Source organism: Candidatus Rhodobacter oscarellae (assembly GCF_001078595.1).
Classification (GTDB): Bacteria; Pseudomonadota; Alphaproteobacteria; order Rhodobacterales; family Rhodobacteraceae; genus Rhodobacter_B; species Rhodobacter_B oscarellae.
Window position 1 is genome coordinate 2,255,411 of the sequence record NZ_LFTY01000002.1, and the last position, 22,717, is coordinate 2,278,127.

Genomic DNA, 22,717 nt, shown 5'->3' on the forward strand with positions numbered 1-22,717 from the left:
CAGCGCCGCGTGCTTTTCATCCGAGCCGTTTGACCTTTAGATGTCTCTCGCAGCGCTGCGGAGAAACGCCCATGCCCCTGACCGACCCAGATCGCCTGTTCCCGCCAGAGCCGCGCCTGCGCGACCTCGCGCGCGGGCTCTACGAAAGCGTCCAGGACCTGCCGATCATAAGCCCGCATGGCCATACCGACCCCAGCTGGTACGCCCGGAACACGCGCTTTCCGAACCCCGCCGAGCTCTTCGTGGTGCCCGATCACTACGTTTTTCGCATGCTTGTCAGTCAGGGGATCACCCTGGACGAGCTGGGTGTGCCGCGCGCCGATGGCAGCCGCTCGGACACAGATCCGCGCGCGATCTGGCACCGCTTTGCGCAGAATTTTCACCTCTTCCGGGGCACGCCTTCGGCGATGTGGCTGGACCATAGCTTTGAGCATGTGTTTGGCCTGGACACGCTGCTGACCGCTGCCACAGCGGAGGCCTATTACGACCATATCGACGCCAAGCTGGCCGAGCCGGAATTCCTGCCGCGCGCGCTTTATGAGCGCTTCAATATCGAGGTGATCGCGACCACCGATGGTGCGCTTGATGACCTGGCGCATCACAAGGCGGTGGCCGAGAGCGGCTGGACCGGGCGCGTGGTGCCGACCTATCGCCCGGACGCGGTGGTGGACCCCGAACAAGACGGATTTACCGCCAACGTGACCCGCCTGGGAGAGATGACAGGCGAGGATACCCAGACCTGGGCGGGCTACCTGGCCGCGCACCGCGCCCGGCGGGCGCATTTCATCGCCCATGGCGCCACGGCCAGCGACCACGGCCACCCCATCGCGCACACGGCGGACCTGAACACGCAGGACGCTGAACGCTTGTTCAATAAAGCACTCAAAGGCGAGGCAACCCCAGATGAGGCCGACCTTTTTCGCGGACAGATGCTGACCGAGATGGCGCGGATGAGCCTGGATGACGGGCTGGTGATGCAGATCCACCCCGGCAGCCGCCGCAACCATTCGGCGCCCGTCTTTGACGCCTATGGGCGCGACAAGGGCTTCGACATCCCCGGGCGCACCGACTATGTGGGCGCGCTGAAGCCAATGCTGGACGCTGTGGGGATGGAGCCGGGGCTGCGCGTGATCCTCTTCACGCTGGACGAGACCGCCTATGGCCGCGAGCTGGCGCCCTTGGCCGGAGCCTACCCGGCGCTGAAGCTCGGCCCGCCCTGGTGGTTCTTCGACAGCTACGAGGGCATCAAGCGGTTCCGCGAGGCCACGACCGAGACCTGCGGCTTCTACAACACCGTGGGCTTCAATGACGACACGCGGGCGTTCTGCTCGATCCCCGCGCGCCATGACGTGGCGCGGCGCAGCGACTGCGCCTATCTGGCGGGGCTGGTGGCCACGGGGCGCCTGCGGCAGGCGGAGGCGGAGGAGCTGGCCCATGACCTGAGCTACCGCCTGGCAAAGGAGGCGTATCGGCTGTGAGGGAATGGGCGGGTTATTCTGGGCGGACCAAATCTCTTCCAAGAGATTTGCAAATTCCTTGGAAGGAATTTGCGCGAGCGCCCGGTCGCGACGCGTCGCCCACCCGGGGCGATTGTTCCGCGATTCGGCCGAAGATTTCCTTAAATTCGACCAGAATCGCCTATCGCGCCGTTCCGGAGATCGCCCCGTGACCCGCCTCACCCGCCGCACGCCCCCCATGGCACCTGGCATCGTGCATCTTGGTCCCGGCGCTTTTTTTCGCGCCTTCGTCGCGCCCTACACCGCGGACGCCGTCGCGGCGCACGGCGGTGACTGGGGCATCACGGCGGTCAGCCTGCAAAGCCCGCGCGCCCGTGACCAGCTTGGCCCCCAGGGCGGGGCCTACACCTCGGTCACAATGGGCCCCGAGGGCGAAGAGGCCCGGGTGATCGAGGTGATCCAGGACGTGCTGGTCGCGCCCGAGGATCCGCATGCCGTCCAACAGGCGCTTGTCGCGCCGGAAACCAAGATCGTGACGCTGACCATCACCGAGAAGGGCTATCGTGTGCCCGACCTGTCCGATGATGATTGGCCGCGGACCGCAATCGGGCTCTTGGTCACCGCGCTAGGGGAGCGCTGGCGCCTGGGCCGCCGCCCAATCACCATCCTGTCCTGTGACAACTTGCCGGATAACGGCGCGGCGACCAAGGCGGCCTGCCTGGCCCTGGCGCGGCGCTTGGACGAGACCTTCGCGCAATGGGTCGCGGACAACATCCGCTTCCCGTCCTGCATGGTCGACCGGATCACCCCCGCCACCACGCAAGCGGATCTCGACCGCTTGGAGGCGCAGCTGGGCTACCGCGACGAGGCGCTGGTGCTGCATGAGCCCTTCCGGCAATGGGTGATCGAGGACAATTTCGCGGGCCCGCGCCCGGCCTGGGAGGCTGGCGGCGCGCAATTCGTGCGCTCGGTCGGCGCCCATGAGGCGATGAAGCTGCGCTGCCTGAACGGCACCCATTCCGCGCTGGCCTATCTGGGCTATCTGGGCGGGCACGAGGCGATCTCGGACGCCGTGGCCGATCCGGTCTATGCCGGGCTCTGCCGGTATCTTTGGGACGAAGAGATCCTGCCCTCCCTGGACCCCCCTGAGGGCGAAGACCTGCCCGCCTATACCGCCGCGCTGCTTGGGCGCTACCAGAACCCCGCGATCCGGCACCGCACCTGGCAGATCGCCATGGATGGCTCGCAGAAGCTGCCGCAGCGGATCCTGGGCACGATCGCGGATAACCTCGCCGCGGGGCGGCCCATCGCCGGGCTCGCCCTCGTGGTGGCGGGCTGGATGCGCTATGTCGGCGGGGTGGATGAGGCAGGGGCGGACATTGATGTCCGCGATCCTATGGCGGCGGCGCTGCGCGCGGCCCATACCGGGGACCCGGTCGCGAACCTGCTGACGATAGAGGCGGTCTTTGAGCCTGCCCTGGCCGGGGACGCCCGATTCCGCGCGGCGGTTGCAACCGCCTACGACACGATCGTCACCCACGGCGCGCGCGCCGCAATCGAGGACCTGATATGATCGAAAGCTGGCGCTGGTTCGGCCCCCTGGACAAGATCTCGCTAGAGGAGGTGGCGCAGACCGGCGCCACGGGCATCGTCACCGCGCTGCACGAGATCCCCTATGGCGAGACCTGGCCACGCGAGGCTATCGCGGCCCGGCGGGACGCCATCCGCTCCGCCCCTGGCGGTATGGACTGGCTGGTGGTCGAGAGCCTGCCGGTGCACGAGGACATCAAGCGCGGCGTGGGCAACCTGGACGCGCTCTTCGCAAATTACCGTCAGTCCCTGGCCAACCTGGCCGCCGAGGGCGTCAAGACCGTCTGCTACAACTTCATGCCGCTCCTGGATTGGACCCGCACCACGCTGGACGCGCCGGTGGCTGGCGGCGGCACCGCGCTGCGCTTCGAGATGGTCGAGATGGCCGCCTTCGACGTGCATATGCTGCAACGCGCGGGGGCTCAGGCGGATTACACGCCCCAGGTGCTGGCCCGCGCCGAGGCCTGGGCAAGCGCCGCGGATCAGGCCGAGCGCGACCGGCTGCTGCACGCGATCATGGCCGGCCTGCCCGGCGCCTATGCGCGCTATGATGTGGGCAGCCTGCGCGCCGCCCTGCGGCCCTGGGAGGGGTTCACCGCGGACGACCTGCGCGCCTCGTTGAAACGCTTCCTAGAGGAGGTCGTACCCACGGCTGAGGAGCTTGGCGTGCGGCTCTGCACCCATCCCGACGACCCGCCCTGGCCGATCCTGGGACTGCCGCGCATCGTGTCTAGCGAGGCCGATATCGCCTATCTTCTGGGCTGTGTGGACAGCCCCGCCAATGGGCTGACGCTGTGTACCGGCGCGCTAGGCGCGAACCCGCGCAACGACCTGCCCGCCATCGCACAGCGGTTCCGCGACCGGATCGCCTTCACGCATATCCGCAACGTGGCGCGCGACCCCGACGGGTCCTTCCAAGAGGCCGCGCATCTGGCGGGGAACACCGACATCCCGGCGGTGCTGGCGGTGTTGCAGGACCTGGATATCCCGTTCCGGCCGGATCACGGCCACGAGCTGCTGAGCGATCTGGGCCGCGGCACCCATCCGGGCTACCCGCTGATCGGGCGGATGCGCGGTCTGGCAGAGCTGCGCGGGGTGCTCGCGGGGCTCGGCCACAGCGCGGGGTAGGACCGCGCCGCAACACCCGGGGCGCATCGGTTAGACTCCGCAGCCAACGCAACGCCCCTGGCGCGCCCGGATATTCTTGGGCATAGCTATGCGGGCAAGGCACAACCTCAGGACGGAGCTTACCATGGCAGAGACGATGATCGGCGTAATCGGCGGGTCGGGTGTGTATGACATCGAGGGGCTAGAGGGCGCGGAGTGGCGCGACGTGGCAAGCCCCTGGGGGGCGCCTTCGGACCAGATCCTGGTGGGCACGCTGGCGGGCGTCAAGATGGCCTTCCTGCCGCGGCACGGGCGCGGGCATGTGCATTCACCCACCACGGTGCCCTACCGCGCCAACATAGACGCTTTGAAACGGATCGGCGTGACGGATGTGATCAGCGTGTCGGCCTGTGGCAGCTTCCGCGAGGAGATGGCGCCAGGCGATTTCGTCGTGGTGGACCAGTTCATCGACCGCACATTTGCCCGCGAGAAGTCCTTTTTCGGCACCGGCTGCGTGGCGCATGTCAGCGTGGCGCATCCCACCTGCCCACGGCTCGGGGCGGCCTGCGTGGAGGCCGCGCGCGCCCAGGGCGTCAACGTGCATGACGGCGGGACGTATCTGGCCATGGAGGGCCCGCAATTCTCGTCGCTGGCGGAATCGAAGATGTACCGCGAGGTCTGGGGCTGCGACGTGATCGGCATGACCAACATGCCCGAGGCGAAACTGGCCCGCGAGGCAGAGCTTTGCTACGCCTCCGTCGCCATGATCACCGACTATGATAGCTGGCATCCCGACCACGGCGAGGTCGATGTGACCGAGATCATCAAGACCCTGACAGGGAACGCCGAGAACGCGCGCGGGCTGGTCAAGCGCTTGCCAGGGCTCTTGGGCGCAAGGCGCGGGGACTGCCCGCATGGCTGCGACAAGGCGCTTGAGTTCGCCATCATGACCGCGCCGGAGAAGCGCGATCCCGCTTTGATGGCGAAATTGGATGCTGTCGCGGGTCGGTTGCTTTAGGGCCTGCGGGAGCAGTTCTGGGCCATCACTGCCGCTGCGCAAATGGCCTGAACAACCGCAGCAGCCGATGGCCCTCTTCCGATACGCCGCTGGGCAGGCTGGCCCAGGTCAGCGACAGCGCGCATTGCACGAAACCCCACGCCAGAAGCCGTTCCGCGTCGAGCCCGCAGCGGGTCGCGATGATTTCGGCCATTCGGACCGGGCGCTCTGGATCGCGCAGAAGCGGCGTACCGATCGGGTTGCGCAGGCAATTGGCGAACTCAAAATGCGGATCGCCGCGAACGACCTTGGGGTCGAACGCAAGCCAGCCGCGCGCGGACAGCGCTATGTTGTCGTGATGCAGATCGCCATGCAGGATGCGCGGCGTTGGGCTCGTGTCCAAGAGCGCGCGACAAAGCGCTTGCGCGGCCTCGATATCGCGCCGGATATCCTTGGCAAACGCGGCGGGCGCGGCGCTCAGCAGGCCATTCACATACGCGGCCAGCGGCTGCGCTTGGCCCGTAAATTCGTTCTGATTCGCCCAGAGCCGCCTCGCGCAGTCGGCAAGGATCGCGCTAGCCTCGGCGTCCCGACCCTCGTGGCAGAGCTTTGACAGCGGCGGGCCCTCAAACCATTCCAGCAAAAGGGCGCCCGGAGCCTCGGCCAGCAACCGCACCGCGCCCTGCCCATCGTGCCAACGCAGCCAGTCCGGCGCATTGGCCTCGCCGGTGTCGATCTCTTGATTGGCGAGTTTGAGCGCCGCGGGGCTCCCGTCGGGCCGCGTGACGCGGTAGACCACGCCGCGCGGCGTTTGAGCGACCTCTTGCGGGTCCTTCAAGGACCAAGCGGCCAGGGTGGATTGCAAGAATTGCGTCATTGGCTAGCCGTAGCAAACATGGGCGCAGCGCACCATGGCGCAGGCGGGGCTTGCCTTTTGTTCACGAATTGTTCATGGTCATGAACGCGATGCCCGATGATCTGACCCCCGAGATGAAACCAGGCCAATTGCTGGCGCGCGGCGTGTGCCGGCACCTTCTGAGCCATGACTTCGTGACCGTGGAGGAACTGGTGCCCACCGGCGGTCTTCGCGTCGACGTCATGGGGCTGGGCCCCAAGGGCGAGATCTGGATCATCGAGTGCAAATCGAGCCGCGCCGATTTTCAGTCCGACCACAAGTGGCAGGGCTATCTGGAATGGTGCGACCGTTACTTTTGGGCGGTAGACCAGGACTTCCCGACAGAGCTACTGCCGGATGGCACCGGGCTTATCATGGCCGACCAGTATGACGCAGAGATCCTGCGCATGGCGCCCGAGGACAAGCTGGCCCCGGCCCGGCGCAAGGTGATGGTGGCGAAGTTTGCGCGCCATGCGGCGCTGCGATGGCACGCCGTGCGCGACCCCGGCGCGCGGGTCTAGCCAAACGCAAGCCAGAAGATGCTGGGCGTGCGCTTAAACGTGCTGCGCGCCATTCACCTCGATCTCTGCGCCGGAGATGTAGGACGCCGCGTCCGAGCAAAGAAAATAGATCGCGTCCGCCACCTCGGAGGGTTGGCCAAGGCGTTGCAGCGGCAGCTTCTCGACTATCTTGTCGGTGCCGGGGCTGAGGATCGCGGTCTCCACCTCGCCAGGGGCGATGGCGTTTACCCGCACGCCAAGGGGTCCAAAGTCATGCGCCATCTCGCGCGTCAGCGCCGCAAGCGCGGCCTTGGACGTGGCATAGGCCGCCCCCGCGAACGGGTGCACGCGGACGCCCGCGATGGAGGTCACGTTGACCACGGCGCCCTTGGCGGCGGCAAGCTCGTCCTTCAGGCCGCGGGCCAGCACCACGCTGGAAAAGAAGTTCACGTGAAAGACCTTGCCCCAATCCATCAGATCGGTGTCCAGCGTGCTCAGGCGCTCGCCATTCGGGCCCTTGGGCGAGATGCCGGCGTTGTTGACCAGCGCGTCCAGCCGCCCGCCGCACATCTCTTGGATGCGCCCCACCGCATTGATCGTGTCGGCGGGGTCGCCCAGGTCGAGCTGGACGTGGTTCTCCGCCCCGCCGGGCCAGGGGCAGCGCGCGTCAAAGGGCTGTCGCGAGCAGGTCAGCACGCGCCAGCCCTCGCTCGAGAATTTCTTCACCGTGGCGTGGCCGATGCCGCGGCTGGCGCCGGTTAGCAGAAGGGTCTTTTGGAGAGCAGTCATCGCAACACCTCTGGGATTTGGCGCGCCTGGCGCTTGGCTTGGCCGCAGGATAGGTCTAACAGCAGCCCGCAGGTTCACCAATCCGAAAGTAGACCGATGAACGAAGACTGGCTCGCCTCTGCCCGCACGCTCTCCAAGGCCCTGCCCTATCTGCAGCGCTATGACGGCGCGACCGTGGTGATCAAGTTCGGCGGCAACGCGATGGGCGACGACGCCGAGATGGCAAGCTTTGCCCGCGACATCGTGCTGATGAAGCATGTCGGCATCAACCCGGTGGTGGTGCATGGCGGCGGGCCGATGATCAACGAGATGCTGGCGCGGCTGGACATCCAGTCCGAGTTCGTGGGCGGCAAGCGCGTGACGGACGCGGCCACGGTTGAGGTCGTCGAGATGGTGCTGTCGGGCCGGGTCAACAAGCGCATCGTGCAGGCGATCAATGCCGAGGGCGGGCGCGCGGTTGGGATCTCGGGCAAGGACGCGGGGCTTATGGTTTGCGAGCAGACCAACCCCGACCTGGGCTTCGTGGGCACCCCGGTAGAGATGAACCCCGACTTCCTGCACTCGCTGGCCGCTGCGGGCACGATCCCGGTGATCGCGCCCATCGGCGCGGGCCGGGAGGGCGAGACCTTCAACGTCAACGGCGACACCGCCGCCGGGGCCATCGCCGCGGCGCTGAACGCGGACCGGCTGCTTCTGCTGACGGATGTCTCCGGCGTGAAGGACGCCGACGGCGAGGTGCTGTCCGAGATCACCCCCGACGAGGCCCGCAAGCTCACCGCCGAGGGCGTCATCGCGGGCGGTATGATCCCCAAGACCGAAACCGCGCTGCATGCGATGGAGAACGGCGTGCGCGCCGTGGTGATCCTGGACGGGCGCGCGCCCAATGCCTGCCTCTTGGAACTCTTGACCGAGCATGGGGCGGGCACTCTGATCAAGGCATGAGCATCGGCGAGGTAACCGCCGCCGCGCATCGCGCGCAGCTCGATGTGTTTGGGGCGTTTCATCCGACCCCTGAGGATCGCGCCCCGCAGGGGCGCCGCACGTTGGTTCTTCTCGGCCCGCGGGAGCCGGGCTTTTGGGCGGCCTTCACGGACAGCCCCGAATACCAGGACGGTTCCGCGCATCCGCTCGACCGCTGGTCAACGCGGGTGATCACCGCGCTGGCGGAGGAGTTGGACGCAGAGCCGCTCTTTCCCTTCGGCGGCCCGCCCTATCAGCCCTTCATAAGCTGGGCGATGCGCTCGGGCCGCGCGTGGCAGTCGCCCGCGGGACCTCTGGTGCATGACACTGCGGGCATGATGGTCTCCTATCGCGGGGCGTTAGCCATGCGGGCCAAGATCAGCCTCCCAGCGCGACCAGGGAAGCCCTGCGTGACCTGCGCCACCCAGCCTTGCCTAAACGCCTGCCCGGTGGATGCGCTTTCGGCCCAGACCGGCTATGATCTCGCGGCCTGCCACGGATTTCTGGACACCGCCGCGGGCGCCGATTGCATGTCGCGCGGATGCGCCGCCCGCCGGGCCTGCCCGGTGTCGCAGAACCACGCCCGGCAAGAGGCGCAATCCGCGTTCCATATGCGGTCGTTTCACTCCATGCCCGCAAAAAGCAAACCTCGCTAAGGCCCGCGCTGAGCCAAAGCCCGCCAAATGTTGCCTCTTGCAAATGGGGACGCGCCCCGCCGAAAACCGGCACCGCCTGGCATGAGAACCGCCCCGGCTTCGTTCCCGAGCCCGCGGCGGAATGTGAAGCTGAACCGCCCATCAAAAGGCAGACCCAAATGCGTTTCTGTTGAGGACCGTGCTGGCGGTCTTTGCCGGGGTGCTTTTGTTTGCGATGCGGGACAATTCGGTTATGAAGTTCAGCATCACAGGGCAATCATTCTGAGGAGCGCGATTGGTGCTTGTTATCTCGCTGACCACAATTCCCTCGCGCTTTGATCAGATCGGGCCAACCCTGGACAGTCTTTTGGCTCAGTCGCGGCGGCCCGACCATATACAGCTGCATATTCCCAAGCATTATCGCCGATTTCCCGATTACGACGGACGTTTGCCTAAAGTGCCACGGGGGATAGAGATCATAAGACCCGACGAGGATCTGGGGCCAGCAACCAAAGTCCTTCCAGCCGCGCGCACGCTTCGCGGCACGAGCGCAAATCTGTTGTTTTGTGATGATGACCGGATTTATCACCCCCGCTGGGCGGAACGTCTGACCGACGCGCAACAGGAGCACCCAGACGCCTGCATTGCCGCATTGGGATGCGAGGCGTCGTTGATCGCTGAAGCCAATATGGCGCGCGCGATGCAGCCCCGCGCGGCAAAACGCCCATGGGAACACGACCCATGGTACATGGCGCGCTACGCGTGGTGGCTGCAGCGCCGAAAGTACCGGAATCCGCCGGATCGGCCCCGCCGGCAAGTGTTCCGCCGCCCGGGCTATATCGATATCTTTATGGGCTTTGGCGGAGTGCTTGTTCGGCCGGAGTTTTTTGATGATACCGCTTATGAAATCCCCGAAATTTGTTGGACGGTCGATGATTTTTGGCTGTCGGGCATGTTGGCAGCGCGCGGCATTCCAATCTGGATTGCCACGGGGTTAAACGAGCCTCAAAACACCGATTGCTATATGAACGACGCGCTTTTTGCTGCGACGATTTCAGGGATTCGAAGGCCTGACGCGGAAACGCATTGTGTTGAACACCTGCGAGAGAGGTATGGGATCTGGAGCTAGGGTCAGGACCCATTAATCTTGCGCCGCCCAGCCAAATTTTTGGCCGCAATGAATTTGGAGGCCAGCAGGTGATCTTTGTGCCGTGGGAAATCGATATGCACATTGACCTTGGGACGAATATAGGCCCGCGCGGCGGTGGTCTTCAAATTTCGGTCAGGCACGCTATCATGTCCCGACGTTTGGGTGGATTGGTGAGAACGCACCAGTCGAGCCGTTTCGGGTTCTGTTCGCGCATCTCGGCGTGACATGACAGAGCCCCGACATAGCGTAGCAATGAGGCCAAGAAAATGACCCTGCGCCTGATCCTTATCCGCCATGCCAAGTCCTCTTGGGACCAGCCGGGGCTGGACGATCACGCGCGGCCTCTGAATGGGCGCGGGCGGCGCAGCGCCATAGCGGTAGGCGAGTGGTTGGCCGATCGCGGCTATGAGCCCGGCCAGGTTATCTCGTCCGACAGCCAGCGCACGCGCGAAACCTGGGCCTTTCTGTCGGGGGCTTTCGAGACCGCCCCCAAGGTGCTGTGGAGCAACGCGCTCTATCACGCGGGCGCGCAGATGCTTTTGGACCAGCTGCGCCATGCCAGCGACCCGGTGGTTTTGATGCTGGGCCATAACCCCGGCATCGCGCAATTTGCGGCGATGATTGTGCGTAGCCCGCCGCAGCATCCTCGGTTTCCCGATTATCCGACGGCGGCGACGCTGGTTGCGGATTTCGGGCTGCGAAGCTGGGCGGAGGTGGATTGGGACCAGGGCCGGGCGACGGACTTCACCGTGCCTCGGGATCTAGGCGTGGAATAATACCCAGACCGGCGCGCACGCTCCCGTTCCGGGAAGACCACAGCACAGCACCTGGGGCGCTCCTCCGGCGCGCAAGCGGCCCGCACCGCGCAAGCCCCTCCACGATCAGTCGCGGACCTCATGCACCTCGATCACATTCCCATCAGGGTCGTAGAAAAAGATCTGGTGCCAGCCCTGCACCGCCGAATGCGCCCAGTCCGAATAGGGCACGCCCTGGGCGTCCAGATGCGCCTTGAAGGCCGCCAGATCGTCGGTGCGGTAGGCGATATGCCCGCGGCTCACGGGGTTCACGATCTGCCCGGTCTTGAACCCGGCCTGCACGTCGCGCTCGGCCAGGTGCATCTGTACCGCACCATCCGTGACAAAGGCCACGTCGCCCGCATAGCCCTTGCCCTTCTCCAGCGTCGGCAGGCCGTCGGTCTCGGTCGCAAGCCCCAGCACGTCGCGATAGAACGCGTCCATGCGCGGCACGTCCTCGGTCGCCAGGTTCACATGATGCAGACGCAGCTTCATAGCGCCACCTCCGCGCGGTGCGCCTCGGCCATCTCCGCCATCGAGTTGAAGCGAAAGTCATAGCGCGGCATCTCGCCGGGGTTCATCGTCGCGCCAAACCCCTCTTGGTCATGGCGCCGATAGATCCAGCAATTCGCCAGCCCGTTGGCGTTTGCGGGGGCGTGGTCATGGAACATCGATTCCGCGGTATGCAGGATGTCGCCCTTGCCGATGCCGCGCCGGGCCAGGGCCTCGAGCATGTAGTCGAAGTTGCGCTGCGCGGGCTTGTAGCTGCCGATATCGCCCGCGGTGTAGACGCCGTCGAAATGCACCCCCAGCCGCGCGTTCGAGCCGACAAAGCTGTCGCTGTCCGTGTTGGTCAGGACCACCAGCAGGTAGTGCTGCTTGAGATAGGCAAGCGCCTCGGCGCTGTCGGGGAAGGCGGGCCATTGCCCCACACTCAGCCCGTAGGTCACGCATTCGCCCCAGGTGACCTCGACGCCCCATTCCTCGGCGAGGCGGCGGTAAACCACCGGCAGGAGGTCGCGGTAGAGCTTGGCAGGCGTGGCGGCCTGGGTGGTGGATTCGTAATAGGCATGGGCCTCTAGGATTTGGTCCCGGCTCAGCCCGGCGACCCGGTCGGTCAGGGGCTTTAGCCCGGCGACCATACCGCTCTCCCAGTCGATCAGCGTGCCATAGACATCGAAGGTCAAAGCCTTGAAGTCGCTTAGTTTCATCGGGCATTCTCCTATGTCTCACGCATCTCCTCTTTACAGATACGCACAAACGCGCCGCGAGCAACAGCCGACCGGCCGGAAATGCCGCGTCGCCTAGAGGCTGGGCTTAAGAAAGAGCGCCCGGAAGGGCTCATTTTGGTAAAAGGCGCGACCGAGAACCGCCTAGCGCCGCCCCTCGCGCAGCCAGGCCCCCACGATCAGGAGCGCCCCCAAGAGCAGGAACAGCCAGGCGCGCACCAAAGGCGTCACGGTCACATCGGCGGTCAAATAGGCCTCGCGCGGGGTGATGCCAAGCCAGCCGCGCCCGGCGGCGGGCCGGCCGGCCCGAACCGCGCGCAGGTCCGGCGTGCCATCCGCCAGCCGGATCACGCCGCCGCGGGTCGCGGCCACAGCGGGCTCTAGCAAAGCGCCGGTCGCAATCGTCGTCTCGAACTCCCGCGGCGCCGAGGGCCCAAGCCCGATCACGGTTTCCTTGTCGCCCTCGCGCAGCCGGTAAAGCCCGATCTCTGGCCCCTCCACCACCGCCTCAAAGCGGCCCGGGCGGGTCTCCTCCAGCGGCACCAGCGAGACCGTCCCATCGGGCGCGGTCAGCTCCAGATCCCCCGTGGCCGCGCCCAGGGTGCGCCGGGTGATGGTCATGGATTGCCCCTCGGCGCGCGCGATCAGCGCCTCCTCCTCCAGCTCCGGCTCCTTCATCATCCAATGCGCCAGCCGCCGCAGCAGCTCCAGCTGCGGCCCGCCGCCCTCGTAGCCGCGCGACCAGAGCCAGGCATGGTCGGAGCCCAGCAGCGCGATGCGCCCCTCGCCCACCCGGTCGAGCACCAAAAGGGGCCGCTCGTCGATGCCCTGCATGACGGTGGAGCCGCTCACCGAGACCATGTCGATAATGCGGAACCAGCGCCCCCATTTAGGCTCGCCGTCCTCGCCCACAGGGGCGAAGGCCTCCAGCCCCTCGGTGACGGGGTGGCGGTGCCCAAGCTCGGTGACCTCCGGCGTAAAGCCCTCTTCGATCACGATCGAGGTCGGCTCGGCCGGCAGGATGTCCCCCAGCGGTGACCGGAAGAGCGACGCGGCCTGCGCGAAATCCGGGCCCGCAGCGACCAGCACGGCGCCGCCATCCACGACATATTGGCGAACATTGTCGAGGTAGAGCGCGGGCAGGATGCCGCGCCGCTTGTAGCGGTCAAAGATGATCAGATCGAACTCGTCAATCTTGTCGATGAAGAGCTCGCGCGTGGGGAAGGCGATCAGGGACAGCTCGTTCACCGGCACGCCGTCCTGCTTTTCTGGGGGGCGCAGGATGGTGAAATGCACCAGATCCACCGCGCTGTCTGATTTCAGCAGGTTGCGCCAGGTGCGCTCGCCGGAATGCGGCTCGCCGCTGACCAGCAGCACCCGCAGCCGGTCGCGCACGCCGTTGATCTGCACCACGGCGGCGTTGTTGCGATCGGTGAGTTCGCCCGCAAGCGTCGGCAGGGTGAACTGGATCACATTCATGCCGCCATGCGGCAGGGTCACCGGCAGATCCAGGTCCTGGCCCACGGGGACGCGGTAGCTCTGCGCCGGGCCGCCGTCGATGGCGATCTGTATGACCGCCGTGCCCGTTGCCACCTCGTCCGGCACGGCGCCCTGGTCTTCGATGCGCAGCGTTAGCGTCACCGGCTCGCCCAGGATCGCAAAGGCCGGGGCGTTCTTGATGATCAACCGGCGGTCCCAATCCTCCGCGCGCCCGGTCAGGAGCACATGCAGAGGCGCGGGCATCTCCGGCGCCACGCCGATGTCGTGGAGCTGCCCATCGGTCAGCAGCAACGCGCCAGCCAGGCGCGCGCGCGGCTCCTCGGCCATCGCCTCGGCCAGCGCGGTCATCAGCAAGGTCCCCTGGTCGCCCTCGCCGTCGCCCAGGGGCACAACGCGCAGCTCGGTCCCCGGCAGGGTCGCGATCTCTGCCTCGATCTCGCTCAGCGCCTCGGCGATCTGATCGGGGCGGTCCGCAATGCGCTGGCTGGCGCTCTCATCCACAACCAGGATCACAATATCGGTCAGCGGAGTACGGTCCTCTTGCTGGAAGGACGGGTTAAAAAGCGCCGCCAGCAACACCACAGCCGCCAGCCCGCGCAGCCACCAGCCCGACAGGCCGCGCCATGCGGCTGCGGCAACAAACAGCGCCGCCAGCGCCACCGCCGCCCAGACCAGCGACCACTCCAAGAGCGGGTCAAAGATCACCGAGCCGGTCAATTGCCCAACCGATCAAGCAAGGCGGGCACATGCACCTGGTCGGACTTATAGTTCCCAGTCAGCACATGCATCATCAGATTCACTCCAAAGCGGTTGGCCAGCTCGCGTTGCCGCTCGCCGGCAAAGCCGCGCCCCACGGGGAACATCACCCGGCCGGTCTCGTCCGTGGCCCAGGCCGCGGCCCAGTCGTTGCCGCCGATCACCACAGGCGTGACGTTGTCGTTGAGGTTGCGGAAGGGCATGCCCTCGACCAGCTCGGCATCCGGCGGCGCGGCCTCAACCCAGACATCGCGGCTGTTATGGCGCCCGGGGAAGTCCTGCAGCAGGTAGAACGTGCGGGTCAGCACGTGGTCCTCGGGCAGCGGCTCCAGCGCGGGGATGTCCAGCGGTCGCGCGAGCTGCTGCAGCTTGCGCCCGTTCGGGCTGGCCTGGCCAAACCGCGCGATATCGGCGTCGCGGGTGTCGAAAAGGATCATGCCGCCGCCCCGCAGATAGCGGTTCAGCTTGGCATAGGCCAGGTCCGAGGGCACCGGCTGCTCGGTCGTCACCGGCCAATAAAGGAAGGGGAAGAACGCCAGCTCATCGGTCTCTAGATTCACCGAAAGCGGGTTGGCGGGCTCGATCGAGGTGCGCTGCCAAAGCGTGTCCGAGAGGCCCCGCAGCCCGGCGAAGGCCACGTCATCAACCCGTTGGTCGCCGGTGATCACATGCGCCAGAACGACCTCCGCCGTGGCCAGCAGCGCCAGATCATCGGCGCTTTGCGCCTCGCTCAGTGTCGGCAGCAGAGCCAGGGCGAGGACGCCCCCCAGGGCGGAGGAGCCAACCCGCCGCAGGCGCCCCCCCAACCAAAGCGAGGCCAACACATCGACAGCAAGCAACGCGAGCGCCGCCGCCAAAAGCCACCCCTTAAGCGCCGTCTCGCGCAGCACGGCCAGCCCTTCGACCGGAATGGATGCGGGCCAGGCGGTTGCAACCAGCTCGGTCTCGGCGCCAATCACATTCACCGCGATGCGCCGGTCCTCGCCGGTGTAAAGCCCCGGCGGCATGGCCGCATTGGGCCTACCGGTTGCCAGATCCTCGCCCGCCACGCCGGGCAACGCCCCGGCGTCTCTAACCACGCCGAACCCGTCCAGCACCGCGTCAGGCACCCAAACGGTCCCCTCCAGATCCTCCGCTGTGGGCTGCGCGGGCCGCGTCGACACCGCCAGGCGCTCAAGCATCTGCACAAAGAGCCCCGAGAGCGGCAGCGTGGACCATTCCGCGTTCGCTGTGACGTGGAACAACACGACCTGCCCCTGCCCCACCCGCTTGCGCGTGACCAGAGGCGTGCCATCGGCAAGAGAGGCGATCACCCGCTCCGCCAGTGTGGGATCAGGCTGCGCCATAACCTGGCTGGTGACGCGCACGTCCTCAGGGATCGCCAACCCGTAGAAAGGCGAGGTCTCGCTGAAACCGCGCAGCGCCTTAGGCTCGCCCCAGCTCATCGCGCCACCAATCGTGCGGCCACCGGCGCGCAGGCGCACCGGCATCAGCGGGTCCTCTTCGGCGCGGCTCACATCGCTGGCCGCCAGCTTTGCCCCGGCAAAGCGCAACAGCATACCGCCCGCGTCGAGCCATTCCAGAAGCGGCTCGACCTCGGCCTCCGAGACCTTGGCCACATCCGCCAGCACAATGACATCCGGGTTCGCCAGCAAGATGTCCTGCATGTCGCCGCCGATGAGATCGGCGGTCGGCTCCAGCGCTTGCTCAAGGTAATGCGTGGGCGAGAGCAGCTCGAGCCCCTCGCGGTCATCGCGCCCCGAGACCAGCGCCACCTCGCGGCGGCGCAGCGCGTCATCGGTCATCGTGACCGCTCCGGCGGAGCGGATGCCCGCCAGCTCAAAGCGCGTGATCCGGTTACGCAGCTCCGGCGGCAGGTTCAGCGCCACGCTGGCCTCCGCCTCGCCCTCGGCAAAGACCAAGTCCGCTGCGGTCAGCTGCCGCTCCACCCCATTGGGGTCCAGCCCGCGTGCCACCAATTGCATCTCTGTCGCACCTGCGGTCCGGCTTCGGGTCGCGCGCACCACCACATCGCCATCCTCAAACTCCGCCGGGCGAAGCCCGACCAGGGCGCGCGGGTTCTCAAAGACCGTCACCTCGCCATAGCCCTCCAGCGCGGCAAGCAAGTCTTCGCGCCCCGTCCAGTCCAAACCGTCCGACAGCCAGAAAACATCAAACCCGTCGGCATTCCACTGCTCTGGCCATGCGGCGAGCGCCTCTTGGTCAGGCAGGAAGGGCCGCGGCGCGAAACTTGCCAATCGGTTGCCCCAGGCATCCGCGGCCTGGAAAGGCAGTTCCCCGTCCGGGGGTAGGTCTGTGAGCTGCACGATAGCCACGCGGCGACCGTTTCGGATGGCCTCGTCCAGCAAGGCGTCCACCCGCTCAACGCGGCGGGTCCAATCGCGCGCGTCCGCCCAGGTGCCGTCCATCAGCACCAGTAGGTCGCCGTCGCCCGCGCGCTGGTCCTGCGGGTTCAGCACCGGGCCCGCAAATCCGATGATCATGGCCGCCACGGCCAGCATGCGCAGCAGCAGCAGCCACCAGGGCGTCTTGTCGGTCTGGGTCTCGTCATCCTCCAGCCCCAGCAGCAGCGCCACGCCGGGAAAGCGCCGCCGGATCGGCGCGGGTGGCACGGCGCGCAGCAAGATCCAGAGGATCGGCAGCGCCGCCAACGCGAGCAGCAACCAGGGCGCCGCGAAACCTATACCAAAAAGCGTGAACACCTAGCGCCGCCTCTCAATCGCACCGTAAAGCCACAGAAGCGCCGATTGCGCGCTGCCGCCGGTATGGTGGCAGGTATATTGCCAATCGACCGCGCGGGCGAGGTCCTGAAGCCGCGCCTTGCGCTCGGCCAACCGCTCCAGATAGCGCGCGCGCAGATCGCCCGCCTTCAGCGTCTCATGCTCCAAAGTGCCGCCCACGGATTGAAAGATGGTGCGACCGTCAAAGGGAAAGGCCTCTTCCTGCGGGTCCAGCACCTGGTAGAGCACGCCCTTGACGCCGCGGTCAGCAGCACGGGTCAGCTGCTCCTCAAAGGCGGCGAGGTCGCCAAGGAAGTCGGACACAAACACCGCACGCGAATGCGGCGGCATGATGCGGATCACCGGCGCGCCGTAATCGGCGGCCTCGGTCTCGTCGGACAGCGCCTGCGCGATGCGCAAAAGCTGCAGCTGCGAGCTGCGCGGCGGCGTGCCAAGCGAGACCAGGGCCACCCGCTCGCCGCCCCGGATCAAAAGCACGCTGATCGCCATCGCCAAGAGCCGCGCGCGGTCGGCCTTGGTGGGCAGGTTCTTGTCGGAGGCGAAGTTCATCGACTGGGCCTCGTCGACCCAAACAAGCACCGCTTGCGCGGCCTGCCATTCCTTCTCGCGTACGAAATGCGCATCCGACTTGGCCGAGCGGCGCCAATCAATGGCGCGCACCGGATCGCCAGCGCGGGCGGGGCGGTATTGCCAGAACTCGTCGCCCATGCCAGCGCGGCGGCGTCCATGCGCGCCCAGCATCACCGCCTGCGCCAGATGCTCCGCCTCCGCCAAGAGGTCCGGCAGCGGCCCGGCCAGCGCCTCGGCGCGCTGGCGAAGAGCGCCATGGGCGGTCATGCGCAGGCCCTCGGCATGCGCATCCAAATCTCTTGCAAGAGATTTGCCAGGCCCTTCCAAGGGCCTGAGCCCCGCCCAGAGGCAGGCGCTGTGTCCGAAAGGATCAGACGGCACCTGGCATCAGAGCGAAGCAAAAGTTTTGGAAAAACTTTTGGCAAAACTCTTTTCAAGAGTTTTGGTCCCGCGAAGATCACGCGGCGGCATCCACGCGGGTCACCCGCTCGGCTGTATCGTCGATAATCGCGCCAAGCTCTTCGCCGCGCGCCCTTGCGGCAAAGGTCAACGCCATGCGGTGGCTCAGCACAGGCTTGGCCATGGCCACCACGTCCTCCGCCGACGGCGCGAGTCGTCCTTGCAACAAGGCCCGCGCGCGAGTCGTCAACATCAGCGCTTGCGCCGCGCGCGGCCCCGGCCCCCAGCCTACCGAGGCGTTCACCGCCTCGGTCGCCTCGGGCTCGCCCGGGCGGCAGGCGCGCACCAGGTCCAGGATCAGCTCCATCACCGCCTCGCCCACGGGCATCCGACGCACAAGCTGCTGCGCGGCCAGAAGCTCGGCGGTGGAGAACACGTTATGCGACTGCGCGTCCTCGGTGCCGGTCGTGGCCAGGATGATATCGCGCTCGGCCTCGCGCTCGGGGTAGTTCACGTCGATCTGCAGCAGGAAGCGGTCAAGCTGCGCTTCGGGCAATGGATAGGTGCCCTCCTGCTCAATCGGGTTCTGCGTGGCCAGCACATGGAACGGCTCGGGCAGCGCATGGGGTTGCCCGGCCACGGTCACCGAACGCTCCTGCATCGCCTGCAGCAGCGCGGATTGCGTCCGGGGCGAGGCGCGGTTGATCTCGTCGGCCATCAGAAGCTGGCAGAACACCGGGCCCTGGATGAATTTGAACGCCCGGCTTCCGTCATCGGCGGTCTCCAGCACTTCCGAGCCCAGAATATCCGCAGGCATCAGGTCCGGCGTGAACTGGATGCGCGCCTCATCAAGCCCCATCACAGTGCCCAGGGTCTCCACCAGGCGGGTCTTGCCCAGCCCCGGCAGCCCGATAAGCAGACCATGCCCGCCGCAGACAAGCGTCGACAGCACCAGGTTGATCACGCCCTTCTGCCCGATGAATCGCTTTGAAATGCTGGCCTCGGCCTCCTGCATCTTGGCGCCCAGCGCTTCGATTTCGGCAACGAGGTTCTCTGCGTCAGACATGACAATGCTCCTGGGCTTGCTATATCGCTACTATCGAGACCTATTGCGAAAAGCACAAATGGCAAAAGGCCGCTGTACAGAAATGGGGCACAAATGATCGTGAAAGCATCGGCGGAATCGCTCGCATCGGCCGCTAAAGCGGCCTCCAAGGCCGGATCGCCGCCGGTTCACCTATGGAATCCGCCCTTCTGCGGCGATCTGGACATGCGGATCGCGCGCGACGGGACCTGGTTCTATCTGGGCACGCCGATTGGGCGATTCGAATTGGTAAAGCTGTTCTCGTCGATCATCCGCAAGGACGGGGAGGACTATTTCCTAGTGACCCCGGTGGAGAAGGTCGGCATCCAGGTGGATGACGCGCCTTTCGTGGCGGTGGATTTCGAGGCCGCAGGCGGCGTTTTGACCTTCGAGACCAATGTGGGCGATACCGTCGAGGCCGGCCCCGAGCATCCGATCCGCGTAGAGCGCGACCCCGAGACGGGCGAGCCCTCGCCCTATGTGCATATCCGCGCCAACCTGGAGGCGCTGATCGACCGCAAGAGCTTTTACCGGCTGGTGGAGATCGGCGAGACCGAGGCGGTTGAGGGCACCGATTGGTTCGGCCTGCGCTCGCACGGCGCGTTCTTTCCAATCATCCCGGCGGCGGAGCTGGGCTAACCGCGCCTGAGCTCAGGTTATCCCATCGCGGGGTTGCGCGCCAAAGGGCCTAGGCACGCGTAGCGGCAACATCAGTGCGCCTCGGCCCAGTTCGCCCCCTGCCCCGCGTCGACGACCAGCGGCACATCGAGATGCACCGCCGGGTCAGCGGCGCTTTCCATCACGTCGCGGACCCGCGCGATGGTGGCGTCGATCGCATCCTGGTCGACCTCAAAGATCAGCTCGTCATGCACCTGCAACAGCATCGTTGCAGGCAGATCCGCAATCGCCGCCTCCATCCGCACCATCGCGCGTCGGATCACATCCGCCGCCGTGCCCTGGATCGGCGCGTTGATCGCGGCGCGCTTGGCGAACCCCGCATGCGGCCCGCGCGCGTTGATCTCCGGCGTGTGGATCTTGCGCCCAAAGAGCGTCTGCACATGCCCGTTCTCCTTGGCGAAGGCGACGGTCGCGTCCATATAATCCTTGATGCCGGGGAAGCGCTCAAAATAGCGGTCGATAAAGCCCTGCGCCTCGGCCCGCGGGATACGCAGGTTGCGCGCCAAGCCGAAGCCGCTGATCCCGTAGATCACGCCAAAATTGATCGCCTTGGCCTGGCGGCGCACATCCGGCGTCATCTCGTCCAAGGGCACGCCGAACATCTCAGACGCGGTGGCGGCATGAATGTCCTGGCCTTCGGCAAAGGCCTGTTTGAGCTGCGGGATGTCCGCGATATGGGCCAGGATGCGCAGCTCGATCTGCGAGTAGTCGAGCGAGAGCAAGACGCGCCCTTCGGGCGCCACAAAGGCCTCGCGGATGCGGCGGCCCTCCTCGGTGCGCACAGGGATATTCTGCAGGTTCGGATCCGTCGACGCCAGCCGGCCCGTGTTGGCCCCGGCAATCGAATAAGAGGTGTGCACCCGGCCCGTGTCGGGGTGGATATGCTCTTGCAGGCTGTCGGTATAGGTCGATTTCAGCTTGGAGAGCTGGCGCCAGTCGATCACACGCCCCGGCAGGTCATGCTCGGTCGCCAGATCCTCCAGCACGTCGGCGGGGGTCGAATACTTGCCCGTTTTGCCCTTCTTGCCGCCCGAAAGACCCATCTTCTCGAACAGGATGTCGCCCAGCTGCGCCGGAGAGCCCACGTTGAACGTCTCGCCCGCAAGCTCGTGGATCTCGGCCTCCAACCCGGCCATCTTCTGCGCAAAGGCGTTGGACATGCGCGAAAGCGTGTCGCGGTCGACCTTGATGCCCGACATCTCCATGCGTTTGAGCACCGGCACTAGGGGGCGTTCGAGGGTCTCGTAGACGGTGGTCACCCGGCTGCGGTGCAGCTGCGGCTTGAACTGCTTCCAGAGCCGCAGCGTGATGTCGGCGTCCTCGGCGGCGTATTTCGTGGCCTCGTCGATGGCGACCTTGTCGAAGGTGATCGCGGACTTGCCCGAGCCCAGCAGCGGCTTGATCGGGATCGGCGCGTGACCAAGGTAGCGCTCTGACAGCAGGTCCATGCCGTGGTTATGCGCCCCGCCGTTCAGCGCGTAGGACATCAGCATCGTGTCGTCGATGGGCGCGACCTCGATGCCGTAGCGCGAGAAGATCTTGGCGTCATACTTCATGTTCTGCCCGATCTTGAGGACGCTTGGGTCCTCAAGAACGGACTTGAGGATCGCGAGGGCCTCGCGCTCGCCGCACTGCCCCTCGGCCAATGCGTCCGAGCCAAACAGGTCGTCCGAGGCGCTGGCGCGGTGGGTCAGCGGGATATAGCAGGCCTCGCCCGGCGTGACGCACAGCGAGATGCCCACCAGATCGGCGCGCATCTCGTTGAGCCCCGTGGTCTCGGTGTCCACGGCGACATAGCCGCGGGCATAGATGCGCTCGACCCAGGCCTGCAGCGCGGGCAAGTCCCGCACGCATTCGTATTTCTCGGCGTCAAAGGGCACCTCCTCGGCCCCTTGCTGGGCCTCCTCGGCGCTTGCGGCGACTTTCTCTTCGATCACCGGCGCCTCGACGCCAAGGGCGTCGGCCACGCGGCGGCTAATCGTGCGGAACTCCATCTCGGTCAGGAAGCCCAGCAAAGCGTCCGCCTCGGGGTCCTTCACCGCCAGATCGTCCAGCGTAAAATCCAGCTCCATATTCTGGTCCAGCGTCACCAGGTCCCGCGACACGCGGATCTGGTCGGCGAAGTTGATCAGCGTCTCGCGCCGCTTGGGCTGCTTGATCTCCTCGGCCCGCGCCAAGAGGCTGTCCAAGTCGCCATACTCATTGATCAGCAAGGCGGCGGTCTTGATGCCGATCCCCGGCGCGCCGGGCACGTTGTCGACGCTGTCGCCCGCAAGGGCCTGCACATCGATCACCCGCTCGGGCCCGACGCCGAATTTCTCTTCGACGCCCGCGTTGTCGATGCGCTTGTTCTTCATCGCGTCCAGCATTTCCACGCCGCCGCCGACAAGCTGCATCATGTCCTTGTCAGAGCTGATAATAGTGACGCGCCCGCCCGCCTCGCGGCCCTGGCGCGCCAGGGTGGCGATGATGTCGTCGGCCTCGAAGTTCTCGATCTCGACGCAGGCGATGTTGAAGGCGCGCGTGGCGTCGCGGGTCAGCGGGAATTGCGGGCGCAGGTCCTCGGGCGCGGGGGGGCGGTTGGCCTTGTAGTCGGGGAAGATGTCGTGGCGAAAGCTCTTGCCGGAATGGTCAAAGATCACCGCCACATGGGTCGGCGCGTCGGGGCCCTTGTTGTCCTCGACCTGCTTGAACAGCATGTTCACAAAGCCCGAAACGGCCCCCACCGGCAGCCCGTCGGACTTGCGCGTCAGCGGCGGCAGCGCGTGGTATGCACGGAAGATGAAGGCCGAGCCGTCGATCAGATGCAGGTGGCAACCCTTGCCGAAGGATGTGTCCATGATAAGCTGCCCCAACCGTTCGTTT

20 protein-coding genes are annotated in these 22,717 nt (G+C 66.3%); 10 read left to right on the plus strand and 10 right to left on the minus strand.

Going from position 1 to position 22,717, the window contains the following annotated elements; genetic code table 11:
- Positions 1-71: 71 nt before the first annotated feature.
- From uxaC to AIOL_RS15625, 4 genes are all read left to right on the plus strand, one after another.
- Positions 72-1,478 carry a glucuronate isomerase gene (uxaC, locus tag AIOL_RS15610; RefSeq protein ID WP_049643837.1) on the plus strand — a complete coding sequence of 469 codons (1,407 nt, stop codon included), beginning with the start codon at positions 72-74 and terminating at the stop codon, positions 1,476-1,478.
- A gap of 217 nt (positions 1,479-1,695) precedes the next feature.
- A complete protein-coding gene (locus AIOL_RS15615; protein WP_049643838.1) occupies positions 1,696-3,030 on the plus strand; it encodes a mannitol dehydrogenase family protein in 1,335 nt (444 codons plus the stop codon).
- Positions 3,027-4,175, plus strand: a complete 1,149-nt coding sequence (gene uxuA / locus AIOL_RS15620) for a mannonate dehydratase (protein WP_049643839.1) — start codon at positions 3,027-3,029, stop codon at positions 4,173-4,175. Before AIOL_RS15615 ends, uxuA begins: the two co-directional genes overlap by 4 nt.
- A 124-nt stretch (positions 4,176-4,299) precedes the next feature.
- On the plus strand, positions 4,300-5,172 hold the full coding sequence (locus AIOL_RS15625; RefSeq protein WP_049643840.1) for an S-methyl-5'-thioadenosine phosphorylase: 873 nt from the start codon (positions 4,300-4,302) through the stop codon (positions 5,170-5,172).
- A 25-nt stretch (positions 5,173-5,197) separates the two neighbouring features.
- On the opposite strand, the gene AIOL_RS15630 is transcribed toward AIOL_RS15625, so the two are convergent.
- Positions 5,198-6,028 (minus strand): aminoglycoside phosphotransferase family protein, encoded by an 831-nt coding sequence (locus AIOL_RS15630; protein ID WP_049643841.1) that lies wholly within the window; start codon positions 6,026-6,028, stop codon positions 5,198-5,200.
- An 89-nt stretch (positions 6,029-6,117) separates the two neighbouring features.
- Between AIOL_RS15630 and AIOL_RS15635 the strand changes: the two genes are divergently transcribed.
- Positions 6,118-6,567: an MmcB family DNA repair protein gene (locus AIOL_RS15635; protein WP_049645485.1), complete on the plus strand. Its 450-nt coding sequence runs from the start codon at positions 6,118-6,120 to the stop codon at positions 6,565-6,567.
- A 33-nt stretch (positions 6,568-6,600) separates the two neighbouring features.
- On the opposite strand, the gene AIOL_RS15640 is transcribed toward AIOL_RS15635, so the two are convergent.
- Positions 6,601-7,335, minus strand: coding sequence for an SDR family NAD(P)-dependent oxidoreductase (locus tag AIOL_RS15640; RefSeq protein WP_049643842.1), 735 nt, complete (start codon positions 7,333-7,335; stop codon positions 6,601-6,603).
- 96 nt (positions 7,336-7,431) lie between these two features.
- On the opposite strand from AIOL_RS15640, the gene argB reads away from it, so the two are divergent.
- The 3 genes from argB to AIOL_RS15655 all read left to right on the plus strand — a co-directional run bounded on the left by argB (position 7,432) and on the right by AIOL_RS15655 (position 10,059).
- A complete protein-coding gene (gene argB / locus AIOL_RS15645) occupies positions 7,432-8,277 on the plus strand; it encodes an acetylglutamate kinase (protein ID WP_049643843.1) in 846 nt (281 codons plus the stop codon).
- Positions 8,274-8,951 carry a hypothetical protein gene (locus AIOL_RS15650; RefSeq protein ID WP_049643844.1) on the plus strand — a complete coding sequence of 226 codons (678 nt, stop codon included), beginning with the start codon at positions 8,274-8,276 and terminating at the stop codon, positions 8,949-8,951. The genes argB and AIOL_RS15650 overlap by 4 nt, the downstream gene beginning before the upstream one ends.
- Before the next feature lie 274 nt (positions 8,952-9,225).
- Positions 9,226-10,059 carry a glycosyltransferase family A protein gene (locus AIOL_RS15655; RefSeq protein ID WP_049643845.1) on the plus strand — a complete coding sequence of 278 codons (834 nt, stop codon included), beginning with the start codon at positions 9,226-9,228 and terminating at the stop codon, positions 10,057-10,059.
- Positions 10,060-10,061: 2 nt separating this feature from the next.
- Here the strand turns inward: AIOL_RS15655 and AIOL_RS25960 are convergent, their stop codons facing one another.
- Positions 10,062-10,205, minus strand: a complete 144-nt coding sequence (locus tag AIOL_RS25960; RefSeq protein WP_235439050.1) for a hypothetical protein — start codon at positions 10,203-10,205, stop codon at positions 10,062-10,064.
- A gap of 141 nt (positions 10,206-10,346) precedes the next feature.
- On the opposite strand from AIOL_RS25960, the gene AIOL_RS15660 reads away from it, so the two are divergent.
- A complete protein-coding gene (locus AIOL_RS15660) occupies positions 10,347-10,856 on the plus strand; it encodes a SixA phosphatase family protein (RefSeq protein ID WP_049643846.1) in 510 nt (169 codons plus the stop codon).
- Between the two features lie 105 nt (positions 10,857-10,961).
- On the opposite strand, the gene AIOL_RS15665 is transcribed toward AIOL_RS15660, so the two are convergent.
- The 6 genes from AIOL_RS15665 to AIOL_RS15690 all read right to left on the minus strand — a co-directional run bounded on the left by AIOL_RS15665 (position 10,962) and on the right by AIOL_RS15690 (position 19,156).
- Positions 10,962-11,369, minus strand: coding sequence for a VOC family protein (locus tag AIOL_RS15665; protein WP_049643847.1), 408 nt, complete (start codon positions 11,367-11,369; stop codon positions 10,962-10,964).
- Positions 11,366-12,085, minus strand: a complete 720-nt coding sequence (locus AIOL_RS15670; protein ID WP_049643848.1) for a haloacid dehalogenase type II — start codon at positions 12,083-12,085, stop codon at positions 11,366-11,368. Before AIOL_RS15670 ends, AIOL_RS15665 begins: the two co-directional genes overlap by 4 nt.
- Positions 12,086-12,247: 162 nt before the next feature.
- On the minus strand, positions 12,248-14,320 hold the full coding sequence (locus AIOL_RS15675) for a membrane protein (RefSeq protein WP_049643849.1): 2,073 nt from the start codon (positions 14,318-14,320) through the stop codon (positions 12,248-12,250).
- Entirely contained in the window at positions 14,317-17,082 is a 2,766-nt protein-coding gene (locus AIOL_RS15680; RefSeq protein WP_049643850.1) for a DUF4159 domain-containing protein, read from the minus strand. Before AIOL_RS15680 ends, AIOL_RS15675 begins: the two co-directional genes overlap by 4 nt.
- Positions 17,083-17,958 carry a DUF58 domain-containing protein gene (locus tag AIOL_RS15685; RefSeq protein WP_049645486.1) on the minus strand — a complete coding sequence of 292 codons (876 nt, stop codon included), beginning with the start codon at positions 17,956-17,958 and terminating at the stop codon, positions 17,083-17,085.
- 190 nt (positions 17,959-18,148) lie between these two features.
- Positions 18,149-19,156, minus strand: coding sequence for an AAA family ATPase (locus AIOL_RS15690; RefSeq protein ID WP_049643851.1), 1,008 nt, complete (start codon positions 19,154-19,156; stop codon positions 18,149-18,151).
- A 93-nt stretch (positions 19,157-19,249) separates the two neighbouring features.
- Between AIOL_RS15690 and AIOL_RS15695 the strand changes: the two genes are divergently transcribed.
- On the plus strand, positions 19,250-19,813 hold the full coding sequence (locus AIOL_RS15695; protein ID WP_049643852.1) for a DUF1285 domain-containing protein: 564 nt from the start codon (positions 19,250-19,252) through the stop codon (positions 19,811-19,813).
- Between the two features lie 71 nt (positions 19,814-19,884).
- Here AIOL_RS15695 and polA read toward each other — a convergent pair whose 3' ends face one another.
- Positions 19,885-22,692 carry a DNA polymerase I gene (gene polA, locus AIOL_RS15700; RefSeq protein WP_049643853.1) on the minus strand — a complete coding sequence of 936 codons (2,808 nt, stop codon included), beginning with the start codon at positions 22,690-22,692 and terminating at the stop codon, positions 19,885-19,887.
- Between the last annotated feature and the right edge of the window lie 25 nt (positions 22,693-22,717).

Bases quoted from the DNA above. Each gene is read 5' to 3' on its own strand.
- AIOL_RS15640 (WP_049643842.1), bottom strand. From the start codon at position 7,335: ATGACTGCTCTCCAAAAGACCCTTCTGCTAACCGGCGCCAGCCGCGGC.
- argB (WP_049643843.1), top strand. From the start codon at position 7,432: ATGAACGAAGACTGGCTCGCCTCTGCCCGCACGCTCTCCAAGGCCCTG.
- AIOL_RS15615 (WP_049643838.1), top strand. From the start codon at position 1,696: ATGGCACCTGGCATCGTGCATCTTGGTCCCGGCGCTTTTTTTCGCGCC.
- AIOL_RS15670 (WP_049643848.1), bottom strand. From the start codon at position 12,085: ATGAAACTAAGCGACTTCAAGGCTTTGACCTTCGATGTCTATGGCACG.
- uxuA (WP_049643839.1), top strand. From the start codon at position 3,027: ATGATCGAAAGCTGGCGCTGGTTCGGCCCCCTGGACAAGATCTCGCTA.
- uxaC (WP_049643837.1), top strand. From the start codon at position 72: ATGCCCCTGACCGACCCAGATCGCCTGTTCCCGCCAGAGCCGCGCCTG.
- AIOL_RS15685 (WP_049645486.1), bottom strand. From the start codon at position 17,958: ATGACCGCCCATGGCGCTCTTCGCCAGCGCGCCGAGGCGCTGGCCGGG.
- polA (WP_049643853.1), bottom strand. From the start codon at position 22,692: ATGGACACATCCTTCGGCAAGGGTTGCCACCTGCATCTGATCGACGGC.
- AIOL_RS15660 (WP_049643846.1), top strand. From the start codon at position 10,347: ATGACCCTGCGCCTGATCCTTATCCGCCATGCCAAGTCCTCTTGGGAC.
- AIOL_RS15625 (WP_049643840.1), top strand. From the start codon at position 4,300: ATGGCAGAGACGATGATCGGCGTAATCGGCGGGTCGGGTGTGTATGAC.
- AIOL_RS15695 (WP_049643852.1), top strand. From the start codon at position 19,250: ATGATCGTGAAAGCATCGGCGGAATCGCTCGCATCGGCCGCTAAAGCG.
- AIOL_RS15635 (WP_049645485.1), top strand. From the start codon at position 6,118: ATGCCCGATGATCTGACCCCCGAGATGAAACCAGGCCAATTGCTGGCG.
- AIOL_RS15690 (WP_049643851.1), bottom strand. From the start codon at position 19,156: ATGTCTGACGCAGAGAACCTCGTTGCCGAAATCGAAGCGCTGGGCGCC.
- AIOL_RS15665 (WP_049643847.1), bottom strand. From the start codon at position 11,369: ATGAAGCTGCGTCTGCATCATGTGAACCTGGCGACCGAGGACGTGCCG.
- AIOL_RS15650 (WP_049643844.1), top strand. From the start codon at position 8,274: ATGAGCATCGGCGAGGTAACCGCCGCCGCGCATCGCGCGCAGCTCGAT.
- AIOL_RS15630 (WP_049643841.1), bottom strand. From the start codon at position 6,028: ATGACGCAATTCTTGCAATCCACCCTGGCCGCTTGGTCCTTGAAGGAC.